Raw genomic sequence first — 22,778 nt, forward strand, 5'->3', positions numbered from 1 at the left:
CCGGGGCCGGGAATCACGCACTCCATATTTTGTTCACAAATGAATAGAACCCTTAGTTGCTTCACTGAGGCCGTATTCGAAGCAAGAGCTTCTGATATTGGCGATGACCAGCTGGTTTATAGGTGTTAAGGCGTCGGTCATCTCTGGAGCGCCACTTTACTCCAAAAGCATCAGCTATTTGTTTCCCGTCGGTAAAAGGCAGGTTTTGTTCGCCAAGCGTTCTTATATATAGAGAAGTTCGGGTTCGAACCCGTGGCTCGGCAACAAAAAGCGACCAACCGGAGTCAATCGCTTTCTGTTCTATGGCGGGCCGTCAGGGGTTCAGCCTGCTTCGCAGGCGGCCGCTGCGGCGCTTTCGCGCCTTGCGCGCTGCGCTGGCAAACGCTCTCGCGTTTACTCAGCTCCGCGCCCCGACGGGTTCGAACCCATGGAAGGGCGACAAAAAAGACGGCCAACCGAAGTTGACCGTCTCAACAATCTTTGGGTGGGCCGTCAGGGGTTCGAACCCTGGACCTTGGGATTAAAAGTCCCCTGCTCTGCCAGCTGAGCTAACGGCCCGCGGGTGGCATTGTACCACGGTCTGGGTCTATTCCCAACTCCATTGGCCGTTCTGGAAAATCACAACTTCACGTCCATCAGGCGTAATGCCCGTAATATCGATGTCGTCCGTGCCGATCATAAAGTCAACATGCGTGCTCGAGACGTTAACGCCATGCTCCAGGAGCTCCTCCTTGGACATGTCATACCCGCCCTCGATGCACTCGGGGAAGCCGACACCCAGCGCAAGGTGGCAGCTGGCGTTCTCGTCATAGAGCGTATCGTAGAACAGAACGCCACTTTCGCGGATCGGCGTGTTCTTGGAAATGAGCGCGACCTCTCCCAGATGAGCAGCGCCCTCATCGGTATCGATGATGCTCGCAAGCGTCGCCTTGCCCACGCGGGCGTCGTAGTCCACCACACGGCCGCCCTCGAACTTAATCCAAAAATCGTCGACCTTGTTACCGTGGTGGATGAGCGGCATGGCCGAGTACACGATACCGTCGGCACGCATGCGATCGGGCGAAGTGAAGACCTCCTCGGTGGGGATGTTGGGGAAGAAGGGATGTCCATCGGGCGTCTTACCCTTGCCGCCGGCCCACTCGTGACCCTTCGTCATGCCAATCGTCAGATCGGTTCCATTTGCCGCGGTGTAATGCAGCCGGTCAAAACGATTGTCGTTCAGGAAGCGCAAGTTCTTTTCGAACGCCGCGTCATGAAGCTCCCAGTCGCTCTCCGGGTCCTGGCCATCGGCGCGAGCGGTGTGCAGAATCGCATTCCACAGCTTATAGATTGCAACCTCATCGGCGTCTCCCGGGAACACCTCGCGCGCCCAAGCCACGACCGGAGCGCCGGCGATGCACCACGGATTGATGTTGTAATCCAGTCCACGGCGGAAAACTTTGCACTGCGTATTCCTCGCCTTGGATGCCGCGGCCGGCTTGGCTGGATCGATGCCCTTGAGGGCTGCAGGATCCGCACCCTCAATAAAGATAAAGCAGGCACCGTCCTGGGCCAGGGAATCCAGCTGCAGGCGCTTCCACTCGGGCGTCTGCTCGAAATAGCTTTTATCGACATGCTCGTACGTGAGCCTCGTCACGGCATCATCGGCCCAAATGACCGTCACGTGGCCGGCGCCGGCAGCATAGGCCTCCGCGACCACCACGCGCGCAAACGGCGCGCACTCGACCGGAGACTGAACGACGACTTCCTGGCCGGGCTTGACGTTTACGCCCTTGCGGACGACCAGGCGAGCGTAGTTTTTAATCTTGGGCTCCAGGGCCTTCATGCCCTCCAGAGCCTCTTCAACCGTCAGGGCAGCTCGAATCATGTGCCACTCCATCTATCTATAGAACAGTAAAAAAGGCGCGCCGCAAAAACGACGCGCCTTATATCTTAGCGATAAGTATGAATGCAAACGCTATTTCTTCTTGGAGTCCTTTTTGTCCTCCTCGGCAGCCGCGCGCTCGATAAGGGCGTCGAGCTTGTTCTCGGACATGCCCTCGGCCTGCGTGCGGTACATGTTGCGCAGGGGACGAATACGAACGAAGTCGTAGATAAAATCACCCAGAATGATGACATAGGACAAAATGATGCCGACCATCTGGACGGGACTGGACACCGTGCCGCCGGGAGCGAAGTAGAGCGAAGCCCCAATTGCCACGACGAGTACCATGCCGATGGCGAGCACGGCCCACCAGATACGACGGCGCTTGGTGTAGTCCTCGTCCTGCTTGAGGAGAATATTCGACACCGTGTAGATACGATCCTCGCGAGCACGCTGTTTGGCCTTGCGGGCGCGCTTCTCCTCCTTGGAAAGGCCTTCCAGGTTTTCACCCTTCTCGAGCTCTTTGCGGCGAGCTTTAGACGAAGCCGGCACGACGCGAACGGAGCTCGCTGCCTGGCGGGCGGGTTTAGCAGATGCGGCGGACTTGCGCGCAACCCCGGTAACCTCGTGGGATTGCGTGCGCTTGTTCGTGGCGCTACGGGTACTCACTTATGCGTTCTCCTTCATGCTTGTGAACTGGGAGCCCGTGATGATCTGGAAGGCCTCGCGATAGCGCTCGGACGTGCCATCGATGACCTCGGCGGGCAGGTGCGGAGTCTCCCCCGTCATATCCCAGTTGGCTTTGAGCCAATTGCGGACGAATTGCTTGTCGTAGCTAGGCTGGATCTTGCCCTCCTCGTAGCTGGCAGCAGGCCAGAAACGGCTGGAGTCGGGCGTGAGGCACTCGTCGATCAGCGTGACCTTGCCATCTATGACACCAAACTCAAACTTAGTGTCGGCAATGATGATGCCACGGGTCGCGGCGTACTCAGCAGCGGCCTTGTAGATCTTGAGAGACAGGTCACGAATCTGCGTGGCGATGTCCTCGCCCACGATCTCGCAGCAACGCTCGAACGAGATGTTCTCGTCGTGGTCACCGATCTCGGCCTTCGTGGACGGCGTGAACAGCGGCTCGGGAAGCTTGGAAGCCTCGATCAGGCCCTCAGGCAGCTGGATGCCGCAGACGGTGCCGTTCTCGTCGTAGGTCTTCTTGCCCGAACCGGTCAGATAGCCGCGGACGATGCACTCGATAGGAATCGTCTGGGCCTTCTTAACCAGCATGGCGCGGCCAGCGAGGTAGTCACGATACTCAGCAAACTCCTCGGGGAAATCCGCCGGGTCGATGGAGACGAGATGGTTGGGGACGATATCGGCAAACTTGTCGAACCAGAACGCCGAGATGCGATTGAGCACCTCTCCCTTAAACGGAATCTCGTCGGGAAGAATGAAGTCGAACGCAGAAATGCGGTCGGTGGCGACCATCAGCAGGTTTTCACCGGCATCGTAGATATCACGAACCTTGCCACGGGAATCCGGACGACGCTCCATCGTTGTCACGTGAGTCACTCCTTACCTAAATACGACAGAAATGCGGGTTCTTTCCCACACGTTTTCGCAAACTCGGAGCGGCAGGGACGCGGCCCCTCCTTCACCGAATAGCGAAAAGCTAGTGCTCCATTGTAGTAGATGCCGCGTCCGCCGTGTGCTCGCGGGGCAGATGAATTGTAAAAGTCGTACCCTTTCCAAGCTCCGACTCCACGGATATGTAGCCATGGTGACGCTCGACGATCTGCTTGGTCACGGCGAGGCCAACGCCCAGGCCGCCAGCTTCGCGGGCGCGGCTGGCATCGGCGCGCCAAAAACGGCCAAAGATGCGCGACAGATCGTCCTTGGCAATGCCGATACCGGTATCCGAAACGGCAATACTGACATGCTTGCGGTCACTGAGCACCGACACCACGACCCAACCGCCCTCGGGGGTGTAGCGCATGGCGTTGCTCATGAGGTTGATGACGCATTGCGTGATCATATCGGGGTCGGCCTCGACGACATCATCGTGACCTTGGGTCTCGTCTGCAAAGCGCAAGCGCAGATCGCGGTCGACAAACAGGCGCTCCTGAGCGTTGACGATGGAGCGCACGAAGGGGACCATGTCCATCTGCTCAAGGTTGAGCGGCGCCGTGCTGTTTTCCATGCGCGACAGGTCGAGCATCTGCTGCACCAGACGGGCAAGTCGACGCGTCTCGGAAGCAACGGTTTCCAAATGCTCATCATCGGTGGGATACACGCCGTCCTGCATGGCCTCGACCGTTGCAAGCATGGCCATAAGCGGTGTGCGAAGCTCGTGCGCGACATCCGAGGTCAGGCGCTTTTCGTGCTTCATATCCTTCTCGAGCGAGGTGGCCATCTCGTCAAAGGTCTCACCCAGCTGATCGATTTCGTCATCGCCGCGCAAGCCCGTGCGAGCGGATAGATCGCCATCGCGAATTTGCTTGGCCGTGCTGGTAATACGATGAATCGGCTTGGTGAGCATGCGCGACATGAGCGATCCGATAACGACCGAGATGCAGACTGCCACAACCGCGGCAAGGGCCATGGCGTTAAAGGTCTTCTCTCTAAACGCAGAATCTGCCTTGGTGAGCAGGGCGTCGGAGCCGATGGCCCATAGCTTTACCTGTCCGACATGCTCGCCGGAAGACGTTATGATTTCGACGTTGGCAACACTATCGGAGTCGGTGGGCGCCGACGAAACCGGGCTATGCGAGGCCTTTTTACCGCTCGAGCTGCTCGACGCCGATTCGCTCTCGCGCACATCGGCGGTCGCACTTGCCGAAGGCCATGAGTCGTCATAAACGATCACGCCCTTTTTGTTGACGACCTGCATGCCCAGATCGTCGGACACCAAACTCGATGTCGCGACCGTGCGCAGCTCGCCCGCCGTCCAATTGCCGTTTTCCTCGTACGAGGTCGCAAGCTTTTCGGCGGCAGAATTGGCGATCTCAACGATATTGGAACGCGTGTAATCCGAAAAGACGGTGCCCCATACAACGGAGACAACGCCCACCAGCACCAATACCGTCATGAGCGACGTCAGGGCAAAAGCCAGGGCCATACGCGAGGGATAGCTCATCGTTGGCCGTGAATCGGAACGAGGCGTGTTCCAACTTGCTTTGGAACCCGCCTCGTTCTCCTGCTTGTGCTTTTGTCCGATTTCAAAGCGCGCAGGTGTCATATGTGATTTCCCTATTTCTCGTCCGACTTATCGGTCTTGGCCGGGGCCTCGAAGCGATAGCCAACACCGTGGACGGTATAGAGCCACTTAGGCTTCTTGGGGTCGTCGCCCAGCTTGGCGCGAAGGTTCTTCACGTGGCTGTCGATGGTGCGCTCATAGCCCTCAAAGTCGTAGCCGAGAACCTTCTCAACCAGCTCCATACGGTTGTAGACACGACCGGGATGACGAGCAAGCGTGGTGAGCAGCTTAAACTCGGAAGCGGTCAGGTCCACTTCCTTGTTCTCGACCAAAATCTTGTGGCCCGAGATATCGATGACCAGATCGCCGAAGTCGAGTACCTCGACGGCGGGCTCGTCGGCCTGATGGGCACGGCGGAACAGAGCGCGAACGCGCGCAACAAGCTCGCGCGGCGAGAACGGCTTGATCAGATAGTCGTCGGCTCCGAGCTCGAGGCCGATAATACGGTCTTCGATCTCGCCCTTGGCGGTAAGCATGATAATAGGCACATCCGAGGTGTCGCGAATGGTGCGGCAAACGCGCTCACCGGGAATCTTAGGGAGCATGAGGTCGAGCACGACCAGGTCGAACTGATGCTTCTCGAACTCCTCGATAGCAGACTGGCCGTCGCCCACACCCACAACCCAATAGCCCTCGCGCTCGAGATAGGCAGCGACAGCGTCACGGATTGCCTTCTCATCCTCGACCAGCAGAATCTTTTTTGCATCTGAAGCCATAACACGGCCCCCCTGTCTCAATTAGCTAAGAACAAGCCCATTTTAACGCACCTATGCCCACCGAGCACCGCTGCAGTGCGGCGGCTCGGCGGGCGGTACTCACAATTACAACGCGTTTATTCCCCCGTTGGCGCCTTTTTAACCCCTCGGTACTAAAGAGAGAATAGGCGGGCAGTGACCGTCTCGGGGATTCCCTGGCTGTTGCGTACCGTGGCATAGGTCAAAAACGTATTCGATTTACCCGCCGTAGCTGGATAATCGCCATATTCAAGGGCGCGGTCGGGCGACAGCAGCGAGCCATAGGTTTTGGCGGAGGTATCGATCAGAAAATGCGATGCCTGAACCTTAACCAGATATTTGTTCTTCCTGCCGGCGGCACATGCAAGCGGCTCACGCGACAGGAATAGGAAGGTCCCGTTCTCGTTGCCAATATAGGTGCCCATGTTGCCAAGACTTCCCACGCCGTTATAGGTCGCCTCGATGGAGAACACAAATGTGTCACCCATATATACGGCCTCAAAGGGAGACACCGAGGAGGGAAGGACCAGCTGAGCCCTTTTGGTATTGTTGCCGTCCGTCAGGTCAATCGCCGTCATGCCGTAGTAGACACCCTCGTCATTGCGCACGCGCGGGGATATGGTCAAGATACCGTCACTCACGCGCGGGGCAGATGCAAAGCGACCCGTTGACTTCCAAATGGTCTCGGCCTTTGCCTCATCGAGCGAACGGCGGTAGCAATACGAATCGCTACTCGTCTTATTTCCGCCCGTTGAGGGCATCTTGTACCAAATGACAGACGATTCGAACGCCGTAAACATCGGCGGATCGTAGTCCTTGCCGCCTCGGTCGAGCTCAACCACATCGCCGACAAGCGACGCGCCTGCCATACTTTGCGCATAGAGCTTCCATGACGAATTCGCAAAGTTCATCTCGACCCAAGCAAACACGCCATCGCCGGCGCGGACATCGTAAAACGAATACCCCGTACCTTCGACGGGATCCTCGATAAGCGTCGTGAGCGAGCCATCGCCCAGGTTGAGCACACCAAGCGTATTGGCATGCAGGGCAGAAGCAGGCGCCATCATCGCGGCAGCGTAGTCACCATCGCAGTAGTACAGTAGCGTGCCCAAGGGCAATGTCCATGAAGCCGTGGGCTCAAGATCGATATCGACGGCCTCATACTCATCCGTAATCGAGATAATCTTTGAGTCGTCTTTGATAACCTGTGGCTCGCCGGCAGCGTCGTCGCTGGTACCCGTTTTCTTTGAGCATCCGGCAAGCACCGTGGCAGCGCCCGCGGCAGCCCCTCCGAGCACAAAGCCGCGGCGCGATATTCCGTTCTTGATCTGGCCGGCGATACCCATTAGGCGATCTCGGCGCGAGCGGCCTCGATAGCGCGCGTGAGCTGATCGGCGCAAGAAGTCTTCTTCATACCGCAGGTATTACCAGCGAGAACCTCGATGACGCGATCGGCAGGAGCGCCCTCGACCAGCTTGGAGATAGCCTTGAGATTGCCGTTGCAGCCACCGGTAAACTCGACGCCCACCACCTTGTTGCCGTCATCGGACAGGTCAAGGTGAATATTGCGAGCACACACGCCCTGAGGCTTGTAATCAAACGAAATCATGCGATCCCCTCTCAGAATGTTATTCGAGACGACTATTATCCCCGTCTTTCCCTAAATGCAACGAGGCGCTTTGCCGGCAACACACATTACCAGCAAAGCGCCCTAAAAAGCTAACGTTATGCCCGAACCTACTCGAAGCTCAGCTGCTCCAGGCGATCGAAGACCGTGTCGATACGGGTGAGGAAGTCCCACGGATCAAAGATCTCGTCGAGCTTCTCCTGGCTGACGGTGCAGCGCGGGTCGGCCTCGAGACGCTCCTTAAAGGTGGGACCGGAGACGCAATCCTGCACCTCGTGCCAGGTAGCCATGGCGTTTTCCTGCACGATGGCATAGGCATCCTCGCGGGTGATGCCCGTATCGACGAGGGCCAGCAGGACCTTGGAGGAGAAGATGAGGCCGCGAGTCTTGTTGAGGTTGGCCATCATGCGAGCCGGATACAGCTGCAGGCCGTCGATAACGCGGATAAGGCACTGGAACATGTGGTCGAGTGCGATAAAGCTATCGGCCTGGGCGACGCGCTCGGCAGAGGAGTGCGAAATGTCGCGCTCATGCCACAGGGCGACATTGTCGAAGGCAACCTGGGCATTGGACTTCACGACGCGCGACAGGCCACAGACCTTCTCCATGGTGATCGGGTTGCGCTTATGTGGCATGGCGGAGCTGCCCTTTTGACCCTTGCGGAACGGCTCCTCGGCCTCGAGCGTATCGGTCTTCTGCAGATTGCGGACCTCGGTAGCAATGCGCTCGCAGGTGGCCGCCGTGGTGGCAAGGACGCCGGCCAGGTAGGCATGATGGTCGCGGCTGATGACCTGCGTGGACAGCGGATCGTGGACCAGGCCCAGGTGCTCACAGACGTACTCCTCGACGAACGGCTCGATGGAGCTGTAGGTGCCGACGGCACCGGAGATGGCACCGAAGGCAACGTTCTTGCGAGCGTCCTCAAGACGATCCAGATCGCGCTTGAGCTCCCAGGCCCAAGAGCCAAACTTCATACCGAAGGTCATCGGCTCGGCATGGATGCCATGGGTGCGACCGGCGCAGAGCGTGTTGCGCTCCTCGAAGGCGCGACGCTTGCAAATCTCGCCAAGCTTCTTGACGTCCTCGATAATCAGGTCACAGGCCTGGGTGAGCTGGTAGCACAGAGCCGTATCGCCCAGATCGGAGCTGGTCATGCCATAGTGAACCCAGCGGCTGGGCTTGGGGTCGCCCTCGGGCACATCGGCGTCGATGTACTCCTTCATGTTGGTCAGGAAGGCAATAACGTCGTGGCGCGTGACTTCCTCGATCTCGTCGACCTTTGCCTTCTCAAAGTTGGCGTGGTCGCGGATCCACTGGGCTTCGTCTTTAGAAATGCCGATCTTGCCGAGCTCCGCCTGGGCCTCACAGGCCAGAACCTCGATCTCCTGCCAAATGGCGTACTTATTCTCGAGGGAGAAGATGTGTCCCATCTCCGGGCGGGTATAGCGATCGATCATAGCGGCTCCTTTTTGGTTATTGGCACGTTGGTCGTAACCCAACCATTGTACCGTGCGCAGGTGCAAGTATGGACAGTAGGCATGAACCTAACATTTTGGAATTGGAGCGGGCAACGGGACGTCCGCGCGCCCGCGTCGCGGACGCGCACCGGCTGTGGGCGATCTCCTCGGATTCACGGAGACGATGGGGAGGCTTTGTTGAATTGGCCGTCCCGAGGTCTCCCACGCTCGATGGAGCGGGCAACGGGACGTCCGCGTATTTGCTTCGCAAATCCGCACCGGCTGCGGTCGGCATGCTCCGGTCCACGGAACCGCTGAAGGAGACCCGGTCGAGCCGTGTGTCCCAGCGTCTCCCTTTGCCGGGGGAGCGGGCAACGGGACGTCCGCGTATTTGCTTCGCAAATCCGCACCGGCTTCAGGCGCCTGCCGGCGCCTTCGCCTGCTCGCTACAAACGCTTCGCGTTTGCTTTACGCTCGCACCCTGTCGGGTTCGAGTCCCGGCACTTTATTGAAAAAAGCACGGCACCGTGATGGTGCCGTGCTTGTGCTCTTAACTGGAGCGGGCAACGGGACTCGAACCCGCGAGTGTCAGCTTGGGAAGCTGATGCCTTACCACTTGGCGATGCCCGCTTGTGTGTTGGCTAGTATAACGCGGTTGTCTTGTTCGATACAAGGGTGGCGATGCTTGTTTTAGCTGTGGAGATTCGTTTGAATATCACATCAATTGTGGAGACGAGGACCTTTGACCTCCTGTTCTCCCTATCTTCTACCTGCGCTTTTTTCTTATTGTTGTATTTGAGCTCAATTTGTCAGGAATTGGGCAAGCTTTTGGTCAGGCTCCGGTACTTACCCGCATGAACCTCGGCTGTAGCCTCATCCTACGCGCCGCAGCCTCCCCGTGCGGCGCACGAGGGATAAGGAGCAGCCATGTCCAACGCACCCACGCACTCTGTCCACAGCGCAATCGCAACAGGTCCGCTGCTCCTGCTCCTCTTCCTGCTTTTCGGCTGCCTGGCACCGGGAGCCGCATTTGCCGTCGATGGCTACGATCAGCTCGGCTTCCGCACCATTAGCGACGATTGTGGACCCTTCTTCATCGGCAAATATGAAGCTCAGGACGCCTCGATTGCCTACTGCATGAACCAGGAACGCCCCGGGCCCACCAAGCCGGGCGGCCCATGGCTCAACTTTGATCAAGGCTGGGTGTGGCTCGACGACGAGTTCGCGGCAATCGTTTGTCACGGATATCCTACCGCCACGTCGTTTGGTGGTTATCATCTTTCACCAGATCGCGCCCGCGCCGCCACCCAGCTTGCCGTATGGATGCTCAACGGCACTACCCATGTCGACGGCACCTACTCCTACACGACCGCTCAGGGCAAAACCAAGAGTGGGCACTTTACCGCCGACAATGAAGTCGTGGCGGCTGCGCGGTGGCTCCACGACAACGCAAAATCAGGAAGCATCAAAGCCGCTCCGCACCGCGCGCGGCGCTATTTTGGAACCGTATCGAGCGGCAGCAAACGTCAAGACATGCTCTATGTACTGCCGGCGGTCTCTGTTTCCTTCCAAAAGCAGTCTGCGAACACCGTTATTACCAGCGGAAATAATACCTATCAGTTTGACGGGGCAACATTCGCTGTTTTTGAGAGCGCCAGCGACGCACGTGTCGGCACCATCCAGATGGACGGCAACGGTCGAGCGCAGGCAGCACTTCTGCCCAATACGGCATACTACCTAGTTGAAACGAAGGCGCCGGCCGGCTATGTCCCCCGTCGTGATCGCATCGCCTTTACCACGGGGAATGACGGTGGACAGGTCACCATTGATGAACAGCCCGGCACCATCAACCTGTGTATCGTAAAACTCGATGCCGCGACGAATGCCGGCCCCCAGGTGGGATCTTCACTCGCAGGAGCAGAGTTCACGTGTGTGTCGCAATCAACCCCCGGATGGGCGCAAATCCTCACGACCGACGAAAGCGGTCGAGCCACCCTCACCGATGTCCCCTTAGGAGCCTTTACCATCTACGAATCAAAAGCCCCCGAGGGCTACCTGCCATCCAACGACAGCTGGTCCTATACCGTTGGAGCCGACCAGCTCGGTGATTCAGGCGTGGTCGAGATCGAATCGCGCGTTTCCGATATCCCCATTGCGTTTGACCTTGAGATTTCCAAATTCAAGGACTACGGCAATAGCGACCAATCCGGCCTGGAGCAGCCGGCGGGAGGTGTTGTCTTTGAGGTTGTCAGCAACAGCTCTCAGCAGGTTGTTGGCACACTGACCACAAACATCTATGGCTTTGCCTCAACCAAAGATCAGTCAGAAGCATGGTTTGGCGCAGGCAAGCGACCCGCCGGTGTCCACGGAGCCATCCCATACGACCGCGCCGGCTACACGGTTCGCGAGGTTCCGGAAACCGTCCCCGAGGGTTTTAAACGGGCAGGGGAATGGACCGTCGGGGCCAATCAGATTTCCGACGGCGCCGAGCTTCAATATATCGTGGACAACCACGCTCTGTCGACGCATCTCCAAATTGTAAAACGCGATGCCCAAACAGGCGCTTCTGTTCCACTAGCCGGATTCACCTTCCAACTACTCGACAGCAATCACGAACCTGTCTCACAAACTTGCTGGTATCCAGCACATAACGTAATGGACACCTTTACGACTGACGCGACCGGGACCATCACACTGCCCGAATCGCTCGTGCCGGGCACCTATTATGTACGCGAAACCTCGGCCAAAGATCCCTATCTTGTCGGCGAAGAGATCGAGGTAAACATACCCGCCGACATGAACCTAACGCCCGTTGCAATCGTCTCGTATTATGACCACGCCGCGACCGGAAACATCAGGATCGTTAAAACCGATGCCGTAGACGGCAGCAGCCTCGCGGGCGCCATCTTTGAGATCCGCGCCTCGGGTGATATCGTGCGCCCCGACGGTAGCATTGCCGCGCTCGACGGTGAGACTGTCGCTACTGTCATGACGGATGAAGCTGGAGAAGCACGCGCGGACGACCTCCCGCTGGGATCTGGTACCGCGCGCTACGAGGTTGTCGAGACTCAAGCGCCGGCAGGCTTCTTACTCGATCGGACATCCCATATTGTCGACCTTACTTATGCCGACCAGAAAACACCCGTTGTGGAGGCACGGCTTAACGTATCCAACGATTACACCAAGGTTGATATCTCCAAGGTCGATGCAAGTGGTGAGCAGGAAGTGGAAGGTGCACAGCTCACCTTATATGGTCCCGATAAAACCGAAATAGACTCCTGGACCTCATCCGACAAGCCGCACCGCGTCGAACATCTTGCACCCGGCACCTACTCGTTGCGCGAAATGATGTCTCCGCGGACCTATGACCTTGCCGAGGAGATAACGTTTGAAATAAAGGATACGGGAGAAGTCCAATCCGTCGCGATGAAGGATGCGCCCATCGAGATCAAAGGACAGGTCGACAAGCGTCAGGAGATTGTCCAACCTATCGGGAAGGGTCTGCTGGCCAACGGCGATGGTAAAAATCGCGCCGCAACGCAAACCAATACGGACGGACTTTTCTCCTATACCATCGACGCTCGAAACGATTCAGCTACCTGGGTTGATGAATTAACGATTACCGATGATCTTGAGTGTGCCGAGGACGATACGGCGAGATTCGTCTCAATCGAAACTCCCGTCGCCATCGGCGACCTCAACGGTCTGTGCAACGTGTGGTATCGCACGACGCCGTTGGACTCGACAGACGTCGATGAGACGGCAAACGCGACACTTGACGATGGGCACGAAAATCCTTGGCTTAAGTCCGACGAGGTAAAGGAGAGCCTTGGTGAGGACTGCCGCCTCGTCGATTACGACGGCTGGCACCTCTGGAAGGCGGATGTCTCGACCACAGAATCCACCACACTCGAGGCGAAAGAACTCGACCTTGCATCCAATACCATCGTAACGGGCATTCGCATTGAATACGGTGCGGTAGCCGCCGACTTTACGACTCGAAGCGATACAGATTCCTGGACCCATGATGATCTCAAAGATGAGCACGACGACCTTGACGATGCCAAAGTAATCCTTGGCACAGACGCTCGGAGCGCAGTCGTGCACATGCAGGCAACGTCGGCTTATACGCCCCAAACCGCACTCACCAACAGCGCGCGCGTCGATCTTTGCCGCAACGGCGGCGGCGATAAACTTGAGTCACATGACGAGGACCGCGTCATTCAACGCTGTACCCTACCGCAGGACCTACCGGCAACAGGATCAGTTCCCATCGCCGCTTGCATCACTGCGCTCCTGACCTCGGGTGCCGCAGCCATATGGTTCGCTCGCCTTAGGTCGATCCCAAAGAAGCGCTAGCGCGATAAAAAAGCGGGCGCGCCAGTCCCCCGGCTCGCCCGCTTTCAATCATTTAAATCGCCGTATCTACCCTGCAGACGAAGATCCACCATCAACGATTGCCTGCTCGGACTCAGGAATCCCATCGGCACCCGTGCTCTGTTCTTGCTCCACCTCTTCGCTGATTGCGGAGGCGGGGGTCGAGCCCTTCGCACCCACGATGTAGGCAGCCCCAAATCCTAACGCAATGGCGATCAAGGTCAAAATCACGTAGACAGGCCAATGGCGCTTAATATACGAAAACACGTTGACTCCTTAGAGCTCCGTCTACGAACGGCGGATAACCTCGGTCACGACCTCGGATACCGTGGCAATGTTCGTCGGGTTGACATTGTGGGGCAGGTCGTCCTCGGTACGAGCGCAAGCCAGGCGCGTGCCGTCCACGCCGGCGATGGTGAGGGCTCGGCGGCTCGCCTCGAGCGCGGCGTAGGCATCGGTCTTGGCATAGGGCATCTCGAGCGCGCCACAATCGACATGGAACGACTTGCACACCTTGCTGACCAGGTTCATGATGCGGCGATCGCCCTTGAGCAGCTGCTGTTCGCCCTCAATCGTCACCACCGAAAGCCTACCGGCGCCGACGGATTCAAGATTGATGAAGAATACACCGCGGAGCTTATCGCGATGCGAAGCCAAGAAGGCCTTCATACCGGCGCCATCACAATCCGAGGCGCCCGTTGCCACAAACCAGATATCGTGACCGAGCAGCTCATCATCGCCCATAGAGGCGACAGCCGAGAGCATATCTTCAGAAGAAGCGCCGTCGGAAGACGTAGCGCCGCCCTTCCAGCCATCGTTATCGTCCTCGAAATTATCCCACGAACCGATGCCGCGACCGGACTTCTTGGCATCGTAATCGTCTTCGACGCCCAGCCAATCACTCATGCTGTCCTGTTCGTTTTTCTTTTTACGACCGAACAGGCCGCCCAGGCCGCGCTTGCGAGACTTGGGTGCCGCCGGGGCGGGAGCCGAAATGGTCTCGATCGGCTGAGCGCCCGACGCAACGGGCATAGGAGGCGCAACGGGTGCCGATGTGGGTTCGGGACCCTGAGCGGTAGCAAAGGGGTCGTTGGCCTGTGCGGAGGGGTCGGGAAGGTCGAACAGCGACGTGCGAGACGCAACGTTTGCCTGCTTCATCGACGGCAGCGACGGATCGGGGACCGAAGCCAACGGAGACGAGGAAGGTGCAGGCGACGGAGCCGACGCCGGATCAGGAACATTCATCTGCGGACGCGGCGATGCCTGGGAGGAAATCTGGGCCATAAGGGAATCGACCGTTTCGTCCTGGGTGGGAGCAACATCGGCAACCGTGGCACCGGAACCACTCGGGGTCGGCATGGTGAAAATCTGCGTGGAGTAAGGCCTCGACTCATCTATCTCGGGAGCCTCGGAAACCGCAGGCACTTCTTCCTGCTCGACCTCGGTCGAATCATCTTGCTCGGCTGTCGCGTATTGCTCTTCGTCAGAGTTGGCCTCGACGGGCTCGTCCTCGGCGGCATCTTGGATTTCGGCAGCATCAATAGGCTCGTCATCGTCTGCCGCATCGCCCTGCTCATCGGAAACAGGAAGGGGCTCGGCAATCGCGGTGCCTTGCTTTTCAAACGTTATCGTGGAATCGAACTGCGCGGCATCAAACGACATGGTGCTATCGACGTGCTGTTGAGCCTCGAAAGACGTTGTCGCCTCAACAATATCCGCGGACGTCGGCTGCTGGGACTCAAAGGACGTTGTAGCTTCGGCGGCATCGACGGGCACGGACTGCATAGCCTCGTTCTGCTCGAACTCTTGCGCCGCGAGCTCACGTGCCGCCTCGGCTGCCTGCTGCTGAGCGATAGCCTCCTGCTCGGCAGCCTCGCGTGCGGCAGCGCGCTTCTCCTCGAAATCGTCGACAAATTTCTTGCCCTTTGCAAGCGCACTCTTAAAGAAGTTGGAAGCGCTGGCGCCAATCGAAGAGAACGCGGATGCGATATCGGCATGGGGCGTTGCCGCGGGAATCTCGGCTGAGAAATCAGTATCGCTCTCGTAAGACACGAGCCTCGGCTGTTCAACGTAATCGTCGTCAGACTCGTCCGCAACGTCTTGCGCCGGCGCGGCGGGAGCCAAAACGTCCAGTCCTGCAGCGGGATCGATCGCGGACACTGCCTCGGGCTCGGCAACGGCAGCGGCAACCGCGGCAGACTCATCATCCACGGTGGCAACGGGCGCAGGCGCAGTCACGACGGGGACAGGCTCGGACTCAAACGTCGGCTCCTCGCCCTCCTCGTAATCGAGCGTGCAGGACTCGGGAAGCATTCCGAGAGCACGGATGGCATCCGAACCAAAACGGATGTTGCCGGCGGCATTGCGATAGAGCTTGGGCTCGGGGTCGGGCGCGACAGGCTCCTCCGCCGGCTCGACAGCGGGAACCTCGTCATTGAACTCTTCGGCCTGGACAGCCTGATTCTGATCCTCGGGCACAATGGCGCCAATCAGCGTCTCGTCGGCAGACGCACCCTCAAAGCCCTCGATCTGCTCGTCGAAAGCCTCACCCTGTTCGGGCTCGGCCTGAGCGTCGGGAGCAATCGGCTGACCGAACTCGTCCTCGGCGTAGGTGGGCTCTTCATACTCGATGGTGTTGCCGTAGTCGTTTTGCTGCTGGGCCGCGGCATACTCCGCCGCTGCGCGCGCCATTTCCTCGGCACGACGCTTTTGCTCCCCAAAATAGGTATCGAACGGAGCATCGTCGGGAAACTCGTTTTCGCCCTGGAAGGGAGCAACGTTGTCCATAACGCCGAGCATAGCGGCGACAGAAGACTTGTTGCACACCGCGCCGGACGTATAGGGAAGAATGTGGCGGTTAGAGATGATGTTTGCCGCGTTGGCAAGTGCAACGAGGGAAGCGAGGATCGCGACAATCCACAGCAGAACCTTGAGCGCGCCGGGGAGCGGCAGGATACGCAGGATGGCAACGGCAGCGGGGGCAACCGTGGCAACGGGCAACAACTTGGCGATGAGCGCACGATACGAAGCATAAGGCTCGCGGGCAAGCAGCTCAGCGCGGGGAGAGTCGTAGTGTGCGACAACGACCACCGGGCGGTTGCGCGGAGACGCAAGCGGGCCCGAGGCCTTGTGGTAGGCGATGACATTTTGGCTCACGCCCGTCTTGCCCAGGCGCGAAACCACGGGGTGGCCCGTGCGCTCGAGCACGTAGAGCACGGCACCGACAATGGCCAGCAAGGTGCCGACCAAGCCGATACCGCCGCCGATGCCCATCAGCAGGGCGCCGGCAAACGCAAGAATACCGGTAACGGCAAATGCCAACCTACTGGGCGCCGGGGCATTGAACTCCTGAACCTCGGGATCAAAGCCGTGGTTGCGGAAGATCTGAGCGATATCCTCGGCAGCCAAGCGCTCTTCTTCACTGCATGCCGGCGTAATGCCGGTGTTCTGCAGCAGGTGGTTAATATAGTTCTGGGTGTTCGCCATGTGCGCTCCACATCCATAATCCGACAAATAGGCCCAATGCATGCACATTAGAACCGTATATAGTCGAAAGTATACCCCGAGCGAGCGCAAACGACCGAATTCGGGCCATCTTAACGCCCCGAGCGGACAAGGATATAGCCTAATCTCCATATCGGACTAAAATCATGGCAGCAAACCACCTTCTCATGCGAGGACTCTATGACGGCAAGCGACACGACCGCGACAATTAAAAAGGGGAATTCGGAGCCCAGTTTCGATAAAACGGCTCAGCGCATCCTCAATCTTTTCTTTGTGCTCAACAGCTCCCCCGAACCGCTGACGACCGAGCAGATCGTCTTGGATTCTGACCTGGGATATGGCTCGGGCAACATCGACTCGGATAAGCGCAAGTTTCGGCGCGATCGTGACAAACTGCTCGAGCGTGGCATCTTAATCAAGGAGGTTCGCCCCGCCGGTGCGCAGGAGACCGAGGAAAGCTCGTGGACAATCGACCGCGAGCACACGTTTGCCGCAGGTGGCCTCATCACCGCAGGCGACGCCGACATCCTACTCAACGCCATCGACCAGACGCTAGCGGCCGGCTCTTCCACCTTTGCCGCGCCGCTTGCCGATATTCGCTCCAAAATTGCCTACCTCACCGGTGGGACGGCGGTGGACGAAGCACCGATCCGCCGCTCTCCCGCCGTCGATGCGGTATGGAGTGCCTTTGCCGAGCGTTGCGCGCTGCGCTTTTTGTACCAAAACGGACGCGGCGAGCAACGCGAGCGGACCGTTTGCGTCTACGGCATGTTCGAGCGCGAGGGCGTGGCGTACTTCTGCGGCCTCGACAATGTCACCGACGACATCAGGACATTCCGCTGCGACCGTATCGTTCGCGCTTGGCGTCCTTCGAAGGCCTACGCCATCCCTGCGGACTTCAACCTCAACGATTACTTATTCTTTGAGTTCGATTTTGCCGACCGACCGCCCGTTGCAGCTACGTTCTCGTTCGCCCCTCAGACGCAGATCGATATGATCAACGGTCTCACGCGCGGGCGCGGCGAGCTCGCACACACCGATTTGGGATGGACCTGGACCGTTGACGTGCGCGACCTTGAAGCCGCCGCTTCATTTTGCATGGCCCACGCCATGGACGGCATGAGGCCCGTGGCCCCCAAATCGCTCAAACAGGCGTGGAACCACCTCATTGAAAGGACGGTGCACGAGCATGCCCGTGCGTAAACTCACCAGCGAGCAGAGGCTCTCGCGCGCCATCGACATCATGGAGGCCCTCTACGCCGCCGGCGAGAACGGCATGACTCGAACCGAGATTTGCAGTCGCTTTAACATCACGGGGGTGTCGCTCGACGAGATTCTCGAGATCGTCTCGACACTCGCTGATCGAGAATCGGGTGCGCGCATCATCTGCGAATGCCACGGCGAGCGTGTGGTCCTCACCGGTGACGCCGGGCGTGTGTTACCGCTGCGCCTGAGTGCCGCCGAGGGCGCTGTGCTCAACCATGAACTTGAATCGTTGGGGATCGAGCCGCAGACGGCGGCTCGGATTCGATCTGCTCTTCTACCCGAAGAGCTCGGCTATAACCAGCGCGTCTTTGACACCGTCAACCGCGGGTCGCACTGGCAGCAGCTGAGCTGCGCCATTCAGGACGGCGTTCGCTGTCGTATCTCGTATCGCTCGATGGACGATGCACGGCCACGCGAGCGTCTGGTCGACCCCTTGCGCATTACGGCAAACGGCGACCAAACATACCTGATTGCCTGGGACATCGCGGTCGATGAGCAGCGCACCTATCGCATGGATAAAATCGAGGGACTCGCCCTGACGGAAGACTCCGTCGTGCCTCACGCACCGGACGTTGCATCCCTCCACGATTCCCTTGCCCGGACGCAGCGTAGCGCAAAGCTCTTGATGCCATTCGATATGGCGGAGCATCTGGACTGGGCCGGCGTCACCCTCATCGAGCGCGGCGGGGCAGACACGGCAACGCTAACCGTGCATTATGGCTCCGAGCGTTGGCTACTGAGCCAGGTAATCGCAGCGGGCGGGGCCATCCGCATCTTGGATGACCCCGCCCTGTCAGAGCGTCTGTGCGATATGGCAAAATCCCTCGTCTGTCCGCTTTAGCGGCGCCGTTCGTGGCGTGCGCGCCACAGCTGTAGATAGTGCCCGATTTGTGCCGATTCGATGCGCTGATAGGAACTCGTGGGCAGCGACGTTAAGAATTTCTTGCCGTAGCCCTTCGTCACCAGGCGCGGGTCGGCCAAGATGAGTACGCCGCAATCGGTCGATGAGCGGATAAGGCGACCGGCTGCCTGCTTGACTTCAAGCACCGCCTCGGGCAGCGAATAGCGCGCCCAAGCGCGATCTTCGCGCAGATTGCGCTCGCATGAGAGCGGGTCTGTGGGGCTCGAGAACGGCAGCTTGGGAATGATGACGCAGCGCAGCGTCTCGCCGCTGGCGTCAAACCCTTCCCAAAAGGCCTTAAGCGCAAAGAGTGACGAGGTCGGTTCGTTGATAAAGCGATCGCGCAGACGGCGAGGAGATGAGTTGCGCTGCTGGCAGTTGAGTTCCAGACCCGCACGGGCCATCTTGGGCTCAACGCGGGCGTATAGGTCTTCCATGTCGCGCCGATTGGTGAACAGCGTGAGCACCGAGCCGCCCATGGCAAGATGCGCGTCGACCAGCACACGCTCGAGCGCCGTAAGATAGCTCTCACGATCGCGCGGATCGGGGATATCGCCCGCAACGACTACAGCCATGTTCGAATCGAAGTCGTAGCTCGAGTCCAAGTGCAGCGATGAGGATATCGAGGCACTGATGCGATCGAGGCCGACGGCGTGGTTAAAGTGCTCAAAGCTCTTGGAAACCGTCATGGTCGCCGATGCAAAGATAGCCGTGTGGACCTCGGGCAGCCACTCGGTTGCCAAGGCCTCGCCAATATCGATACGCTCCGCGGTCATCGACTCGCCGCCGGCACGCAGCCTGCAATTGACTTGCAACGAATACACGTAGTGCTCATCGGTACCGTCAATGATGAGCTTGAGGTTCTCGGCCAGCTCGTGCAGGCGGCGCGAGATTTCACCCAGGTCGACAACAACCTCGGGCTTGTCGGCGGCGACGGCTTGTACCAGCGCGTCGACGCTCTTGTCAGCTTGTTCCAATGCGTCGATGGCAGTGTAGGCCGACTGCAAGAAATCATGCCAGTCGTCAGATTCGCGCAGCTCGGGGCCAATCCATAGATTGGCATTGTCATAACCCCCACGGGCACGGCGGCCGAGCTCGCGAACGCCATCAAACACGTCGGCGATCGCCATGCTCGCACGCGAAACCGTCGAGGTCGCTTTGGCAGTAAGGCCCAGATAGAGCGTAGAGCCCTCGGAGGTTGCCAAATCACGGGAAACCTGGCTTAGCGCGCCGGTGCTCGAGCCGCCCAGGCGCTCAAACAGAACGCGTGATTCATCCGCCGACACCACGCGCGCCCACTGACGGCGAGCCTCGTGCTCGATGGAATGGGCCTCGTCGATTACCCAATGACGAATCGGAGGCAAAATCCTGCCTTCGGCCGCGACATTGCGGAACAGCAGGGAATGGTTGGTGACCACCACATCGGCATGCGCCGCACGACGGCGAGCGCCGTGGACCAAACATTTATCAGGGAAAAACGGGCAGAGGCGACGAACACACTCGCGCGAAGCCGTCGTAAAGTCGGGGCGGTTGACGCTGCGCCACCGAATGCCGAGCGAGTCGAGGTCGCCATCGGCTGATTGGCAGACGTACGCCATGATGACCGCGACTGCCGTAAGCGTATCGGCAGGATCACGCTTAGTCGTAATTTCGACTTGGCCGCGGCTCATGCGCTCAAGCTTGCGCAAGCATGGATAGTGGTCATAGCCCTTGAGGGCGCAAAACGATAGGCCTCCGTCCAGCTGCTCGGCAAGTTTGGGCAGCTCATGATACATGAGCTGGTCGGCGAGATTATTCGATTTAGTCGCGATACCAACCGTGATGTTGTTGCGGCGTGCTGCCTCGGCAAAAGGCACCAGATAGGCCATCGATTTGCCGACGCCTGTGCCCGCCTCAATTACACGATGAGTGCCCGTGGCCAGCGCATCGCGGACCTCGAGCGCCATCGCGATCTGCTCATCACGCGGCTCGTAGGTGGGATACATGCGATTGACTAGGCCACCCGGCGCATAGTCTGCCTCAATCTCCTCACGACTCGGCATCTTGAGGACCGGCAGTTCGTCGGCGTCCACCCGATCGTCGGCGCGGTCGGCCTTGAGAACGTCAGCACGAGCGGCGCTGAGAGAGAAGATAGAGCCAGGGTTCTGCCCCGCCAAGAATGAGAAGATAGGACGATAGGACCAAGGCACACCCGGGTGCATGTCGGCTAGGCGCGCCATGAGGCCCTGGGGCAAGTCGGTGAGCGCCACGAGCAACACGCGCCATACGCCACACAGGGCGTCGACGTCGGCATTGGCACGGTGTGATACCGAGTCACAGCCAAACAGATCGGCCATAAAAGACAGCTTGTGCGAGGCCAGGCGCGGTAGCGCGATGCGCGACAGCGCCAGCGAATCGATCCAGATGTCGCTCACGTTGACGCCGCCTTTGACCGACTCGATAAACGAGCGGTCGAACGTGGCGTTATGTGCGATCACCGGGCAACCACCGACAAAATCGGCGAGAGCGGCGACGGCCTCAACGGCCGACGGGGCATCTGCCACATCGGCATTTGTAATGCTCGTGAGCTCGGTAATCTCGGTGGGAATCAGCTGCTTGGGATGCACGAAGGTATCGAAGCGGTCGATGATCTCGCGGCCCGAAAGACGGGCCGCGGAAATCTCAATTAACTCGTTGTCCTGTACCGAAAGACCCGTGGTCTCGGTATCGAGGACGATAACGTCCTCTTCGATGAGGCCAAACGATTGTGTCTTTGCGCGTTCTGCAAGCGTGGCATAGGAGTCGATGACAAACTGTGGCGTTCCAGGAGATACAGCGTCCTCGATTAGCATGCAACGCCCGCTCGACGGAGACCCATACGGATTAGGCTGTCGCACACCTGCGGGAACGTCATGTCGTCGGTATGGCGAATCTCGTCAGGATACAGTGACGTATCGGTCATGCCGGGGATGGTGTTGGTCTCGAGAATGACGGGGCCGTCCTCGCTCACGATAAAATCGCTGCGCGAGATGCCCAAGCAACCGAGTGCCTTATGGGCCGCACAGGCAAGTTCCTGGGCACGCGCATAGTTTTCGGGCGAGATATGCGCCGGAATACGATGGATGTCAGTGGGATCGACGTACTTTACGTCCAAGTCGTAGAACTCGCAGTCCTCGGGCTTACGAATCTCGACGATCGGCAGGGCGCGCACGTCGTCCTCACCGTATACGCCGACGGTGATCTCGGTACCCTCGATGCACTTCTCGATCAGCACTTTGTCGCCGTACTCAAACGCCTTGGCGATTGCCGCGGGCAGCTCGGAGGACTCATGGACCAGGGAAATGCCATAGCTGGAACCGTTGACGGCCGGCTTCACAAAGCAGCGCTCGCCACAAACCTCGACGATATGATCGGTATCGACTTCATCGCCCACCTCGAGCGCGAGGCCGGGGGCAATGGGAATGCCCGCCTTGGCGTACAGGAGCTTAGAGACCTCCTTGTCGGCACCGCAGGCGCTGGCAAGCACGCCCGAGGCCGTGTAGGGGATACCCAGGGTCTCCATGGCACCCTGCATGGCGCCATCCTCACCGCCGGCGCCGTGCATGGCGATAAATGCCACATCGAAACCGCCGGTCGCCATGGTTACCATAAAGTCATCGGCGGCGGTGTCGAGCAGCTCCACCGAGGTGTAGCCGGCTTCCTTCAGTGCCGCCACGACGTTCTTTCCCGAGTTGAGCGAGATCTCGCGCTCGGCGGAATGACCGCCCGCCAAGACCGCTACGTGCATGTTCTCTAGGCTTTTACCCGGCATGGGCAGAC

Annotated in this window: 15 protein-coding genes and 2 tRNA genes; 3 read left to right on the forward strand and 14 right to left on the reverse strand. The window is 59.0% G+C overall.

The genetic code is table 11. From position 1 onward, the window contains the following. Nucleotides 1-485: 485 nt before the first annotated feature. The 10 genes from DXD94_RS03460 to DXD94_RS03505 form a co-directional block, all read right to left on the reverse strand. Nucleotides 486-558, reverse strand: a tRNA-Lys gene (locus DXD94_RS03460). A gap of 28 nt (nucleotides 559-586) precedes the next feature. After that, on the reverse strand, nucleotides 587-1,867 hold the full coding sequence (locus DXD94_RS03465) for an aminopeptidase (protein WP_117763242.1): 1,281 nt from the start codon (nucleotides 1,865-1,867) through the stop codon (nucleotides 587-589). A 90-nt stretch (nucleotides 1,868-1,957) separates the two neighbouring features. Continuing rightward, nucleotides 1,958-2,533, reverse strand: a complete 576-nt coding sequence (locus tag DXD94_RS03470; RefSeq protein WP_117763243.1) for a hypothetical protein — start codon at nucleotides 2,531-2,533, stop codon at nucleotides 1,958-1,960. Beyond that, nucleotides 2,534-3,412 (reverse strand): phosphoribosylaminoimidazolesuccinocarboxamide synthase, encoded by an 879-nt coding sequence (locus DXD94_RS03475; protein ID WP_117734832.1) that lies wholly within the window; start codon nucleotides 3,410-3,412, stop codon nucleotides 2,534-2,536. A 118-nt stretch (nucleotides 3,413-3,530) separates the two neighbouring features. Beyond that, the gene (locus DXD94_RS03480; protein ID WP_117763244.1) at nucleotides 3,531-5,096 is read right to left on the reverse strand and encodes a cell wall metabolism sensor histidine kinase WalK; all 1,566 of its coding nucleotides are present in this window, start codon (nucleotides 5,094-5,096) and stop codon (nucleotides 3,531-3,533) included. A gap of 11 nt (nucleotides 5,097-5,107) precedes the next feature. Continuing rightward, nucleotides 5,108-5,830 carry a response regulator transcription factor gene (locus tag DXD94_RS03485; RefSeq protein ID WP_117716225.1) on the reverse strand — a complete coding sequence of 241 codons (723 nt, stop codon included), beginning with the start codon at nucleotides 5,828-5,830 and terminating at the stop codon, nucleotides 5,108-5,110. A gap of 152 nt (nucleotides 5,831-5,982) precedes the next feature. Beyond that, nucleotides 5,983-7,194, reverse strand: coding sequence for a twin-arginine translocation signal domain-containing protein (locus DXD94_RS03490; protein ID WP_117763245.1), 1,212 nt, complete (start codon nucleotides 7,192-7,194; stop codon nucleotides 5,983-5,985). Further along, entirely contained in the window at nucleotides 7,194-7,457 is a 264-nt protein-coding gene (locus tag DXD94_RS03495; protein ID WP_117629999.1) for a TIGR03905 family TSCPD domain-containing protein, read from the reverse strand. The genes DXD94_RS03490 and DXD94_RS03495 overlap by 1 nt, the downstream gene beginning before the upstream one ends. Before the next feature lie 128 nt (nucleotides 7,458-7,585). Continuing rightward, the gene (gene purB, locus DXD94_RS03500; RefSeq protein ID WP_055251306.1) at nucleotides 7,586-8,932 is read right to left on the reverse strand and encodes an adenylosuccinate lyase; all 1,347 of its coding nucleotides are present in this window, start codon (nucleotides 8,930-8,932) and stop codon (nucleotides 7,586-7,588) included. A 555-nt stretch (nucleotides 8,933-9,487) separates the two neighbouring features. Beyond that, nucleotides 9,488-9,562 (reverse strand) — tRNA-Gly (locus tag DXD94_RS03505). A 297-nt stretch (nucleotides 9,563-9,859) separates the two neighbouring features. Between DXD94_RS03505 and DXD94_RS03510 the strand changes: the two genes are divergently transcribed. Further along, on the forward strand, nucleotides 9,860-13,291 hold the full coding sequence (locus DXD94_RS03510) for a SpaA isopeptide-forming pilin-related protein (protein WP_117763246.1): 3,432 nt from the start codon (nucleotides 9,860-9,862) through the stop codon (nucleotides 13,289-13,291). 66 nt (nucleotides 13,292-13,357) lie between these two features. Here the strand turns inward: DXD94_RS03510 and DXD94_RS03515 are convergent, their stop codons facing one another. Both DXD94_RS03515 and DXD94_RS03520 read right to left on the reverse strand, forming a co-directional pair. Next, nucleotides 13,358-13,576, reverse strand: a complete 219-nt coding sequence (locus DXD94_RS03515) for a hypothetical protein (protein WP_117743380.1) — start codon at nucleotides 13,574-13,576, stop codon at nucleotides 13,358-13,360. Nucleotides 13,577-13,597: 21 nt separating this feature from the next. Next, nucleotides 13,598-16,795 carry a hypothetical protein gene (locus DXD94_RS03520; protein ID WP_117763247.1) on the reverse strand — a complete coding sequence of 1,066 codons (3,198 nt, stop codon included), beginning with the start codon at nucleotides 16,793-16,795 and terminating at the stop codon, nucleotides 13,598-13,600. Nucleotides 16,796-16,993: 198 nt separating this feature from the next. Here DXD94_RS03520 and DXD94_RS03525 point away from each other — a divergent pair, with 198 nt between their 5' ends. Next, on the forward strand, nucleotides 16,994-18,016 hold the full coding sequence (locus DXD94_RS03525) for a YafY family protein (RefSeq protein ID WP_117763248.1): 1,023 nt from the start codon (nucleotides 16,994-16,996) through the stop codon (nucleotides 18,014-18,016). After that, nucleotides 18,003-18,920 (forward strand): YafY family protein, encoded by a 918-nt coding sequence (locus tag DXD94_RS03530; RefSeq protein WP_117763249.1) that lies wholly within the window; start codon nucleotides 18,003-18,005, stop codon nucleotides 18,918-18,920. The genes DXD94_RS03525 and DXD94_RS03530 overlap by 14 nt, the downstream gene beginning before the upstream one ends. On the opposite strand, the gene DXD94_RS03535 is transcribed toward DXD94_RS03530, so the two are convergent. Together DXD94_RS03535 and DXD94_RS03540 are read right to left on the reverse strand one after the other, a co-directional pair. Further along, complete coding sequence (locus tag DXD94_RS03535; RefSeq protein ID WP_117763250.1) at nucleotides 18,917-21,811, reverse strand: helicase C-terminal domain-containing protein; 2,895 nt, start codon at nucleotides 21,809-21,811, stop codon at nucleotides 18,917-18,919. The two genes, DXD94_RS03530 and DXD94_RS03535, sit on opposite strands and share 4 nt — an antisense overlap. Continuing rightward, entirely contained in the window at nucleotides 21,805-22,770 is a 966-nt protein-coding gene (locus DXD94_RS03540; RefSeq protein ID WP_117763251.1) for a D-alanine--D-alanine ligase, read from the reverse strand. The genes DXD94_RS03535 and DXD94_RS03540 overlap by 7 nt, the downstream gene beginning before the upstream one ends. Nucleotides 22,771-22,778: the final 8 nt, after the last annotated feature.

This window comes from Collinsella sp. TM10-22 (assembly GCF_003466125.1).
Taxonomy (GTDB): Bacteria; Actinomycetota; Coriobacteriia; order Coriobacteriales; family Coriobacteriaceae; genus Collinsella.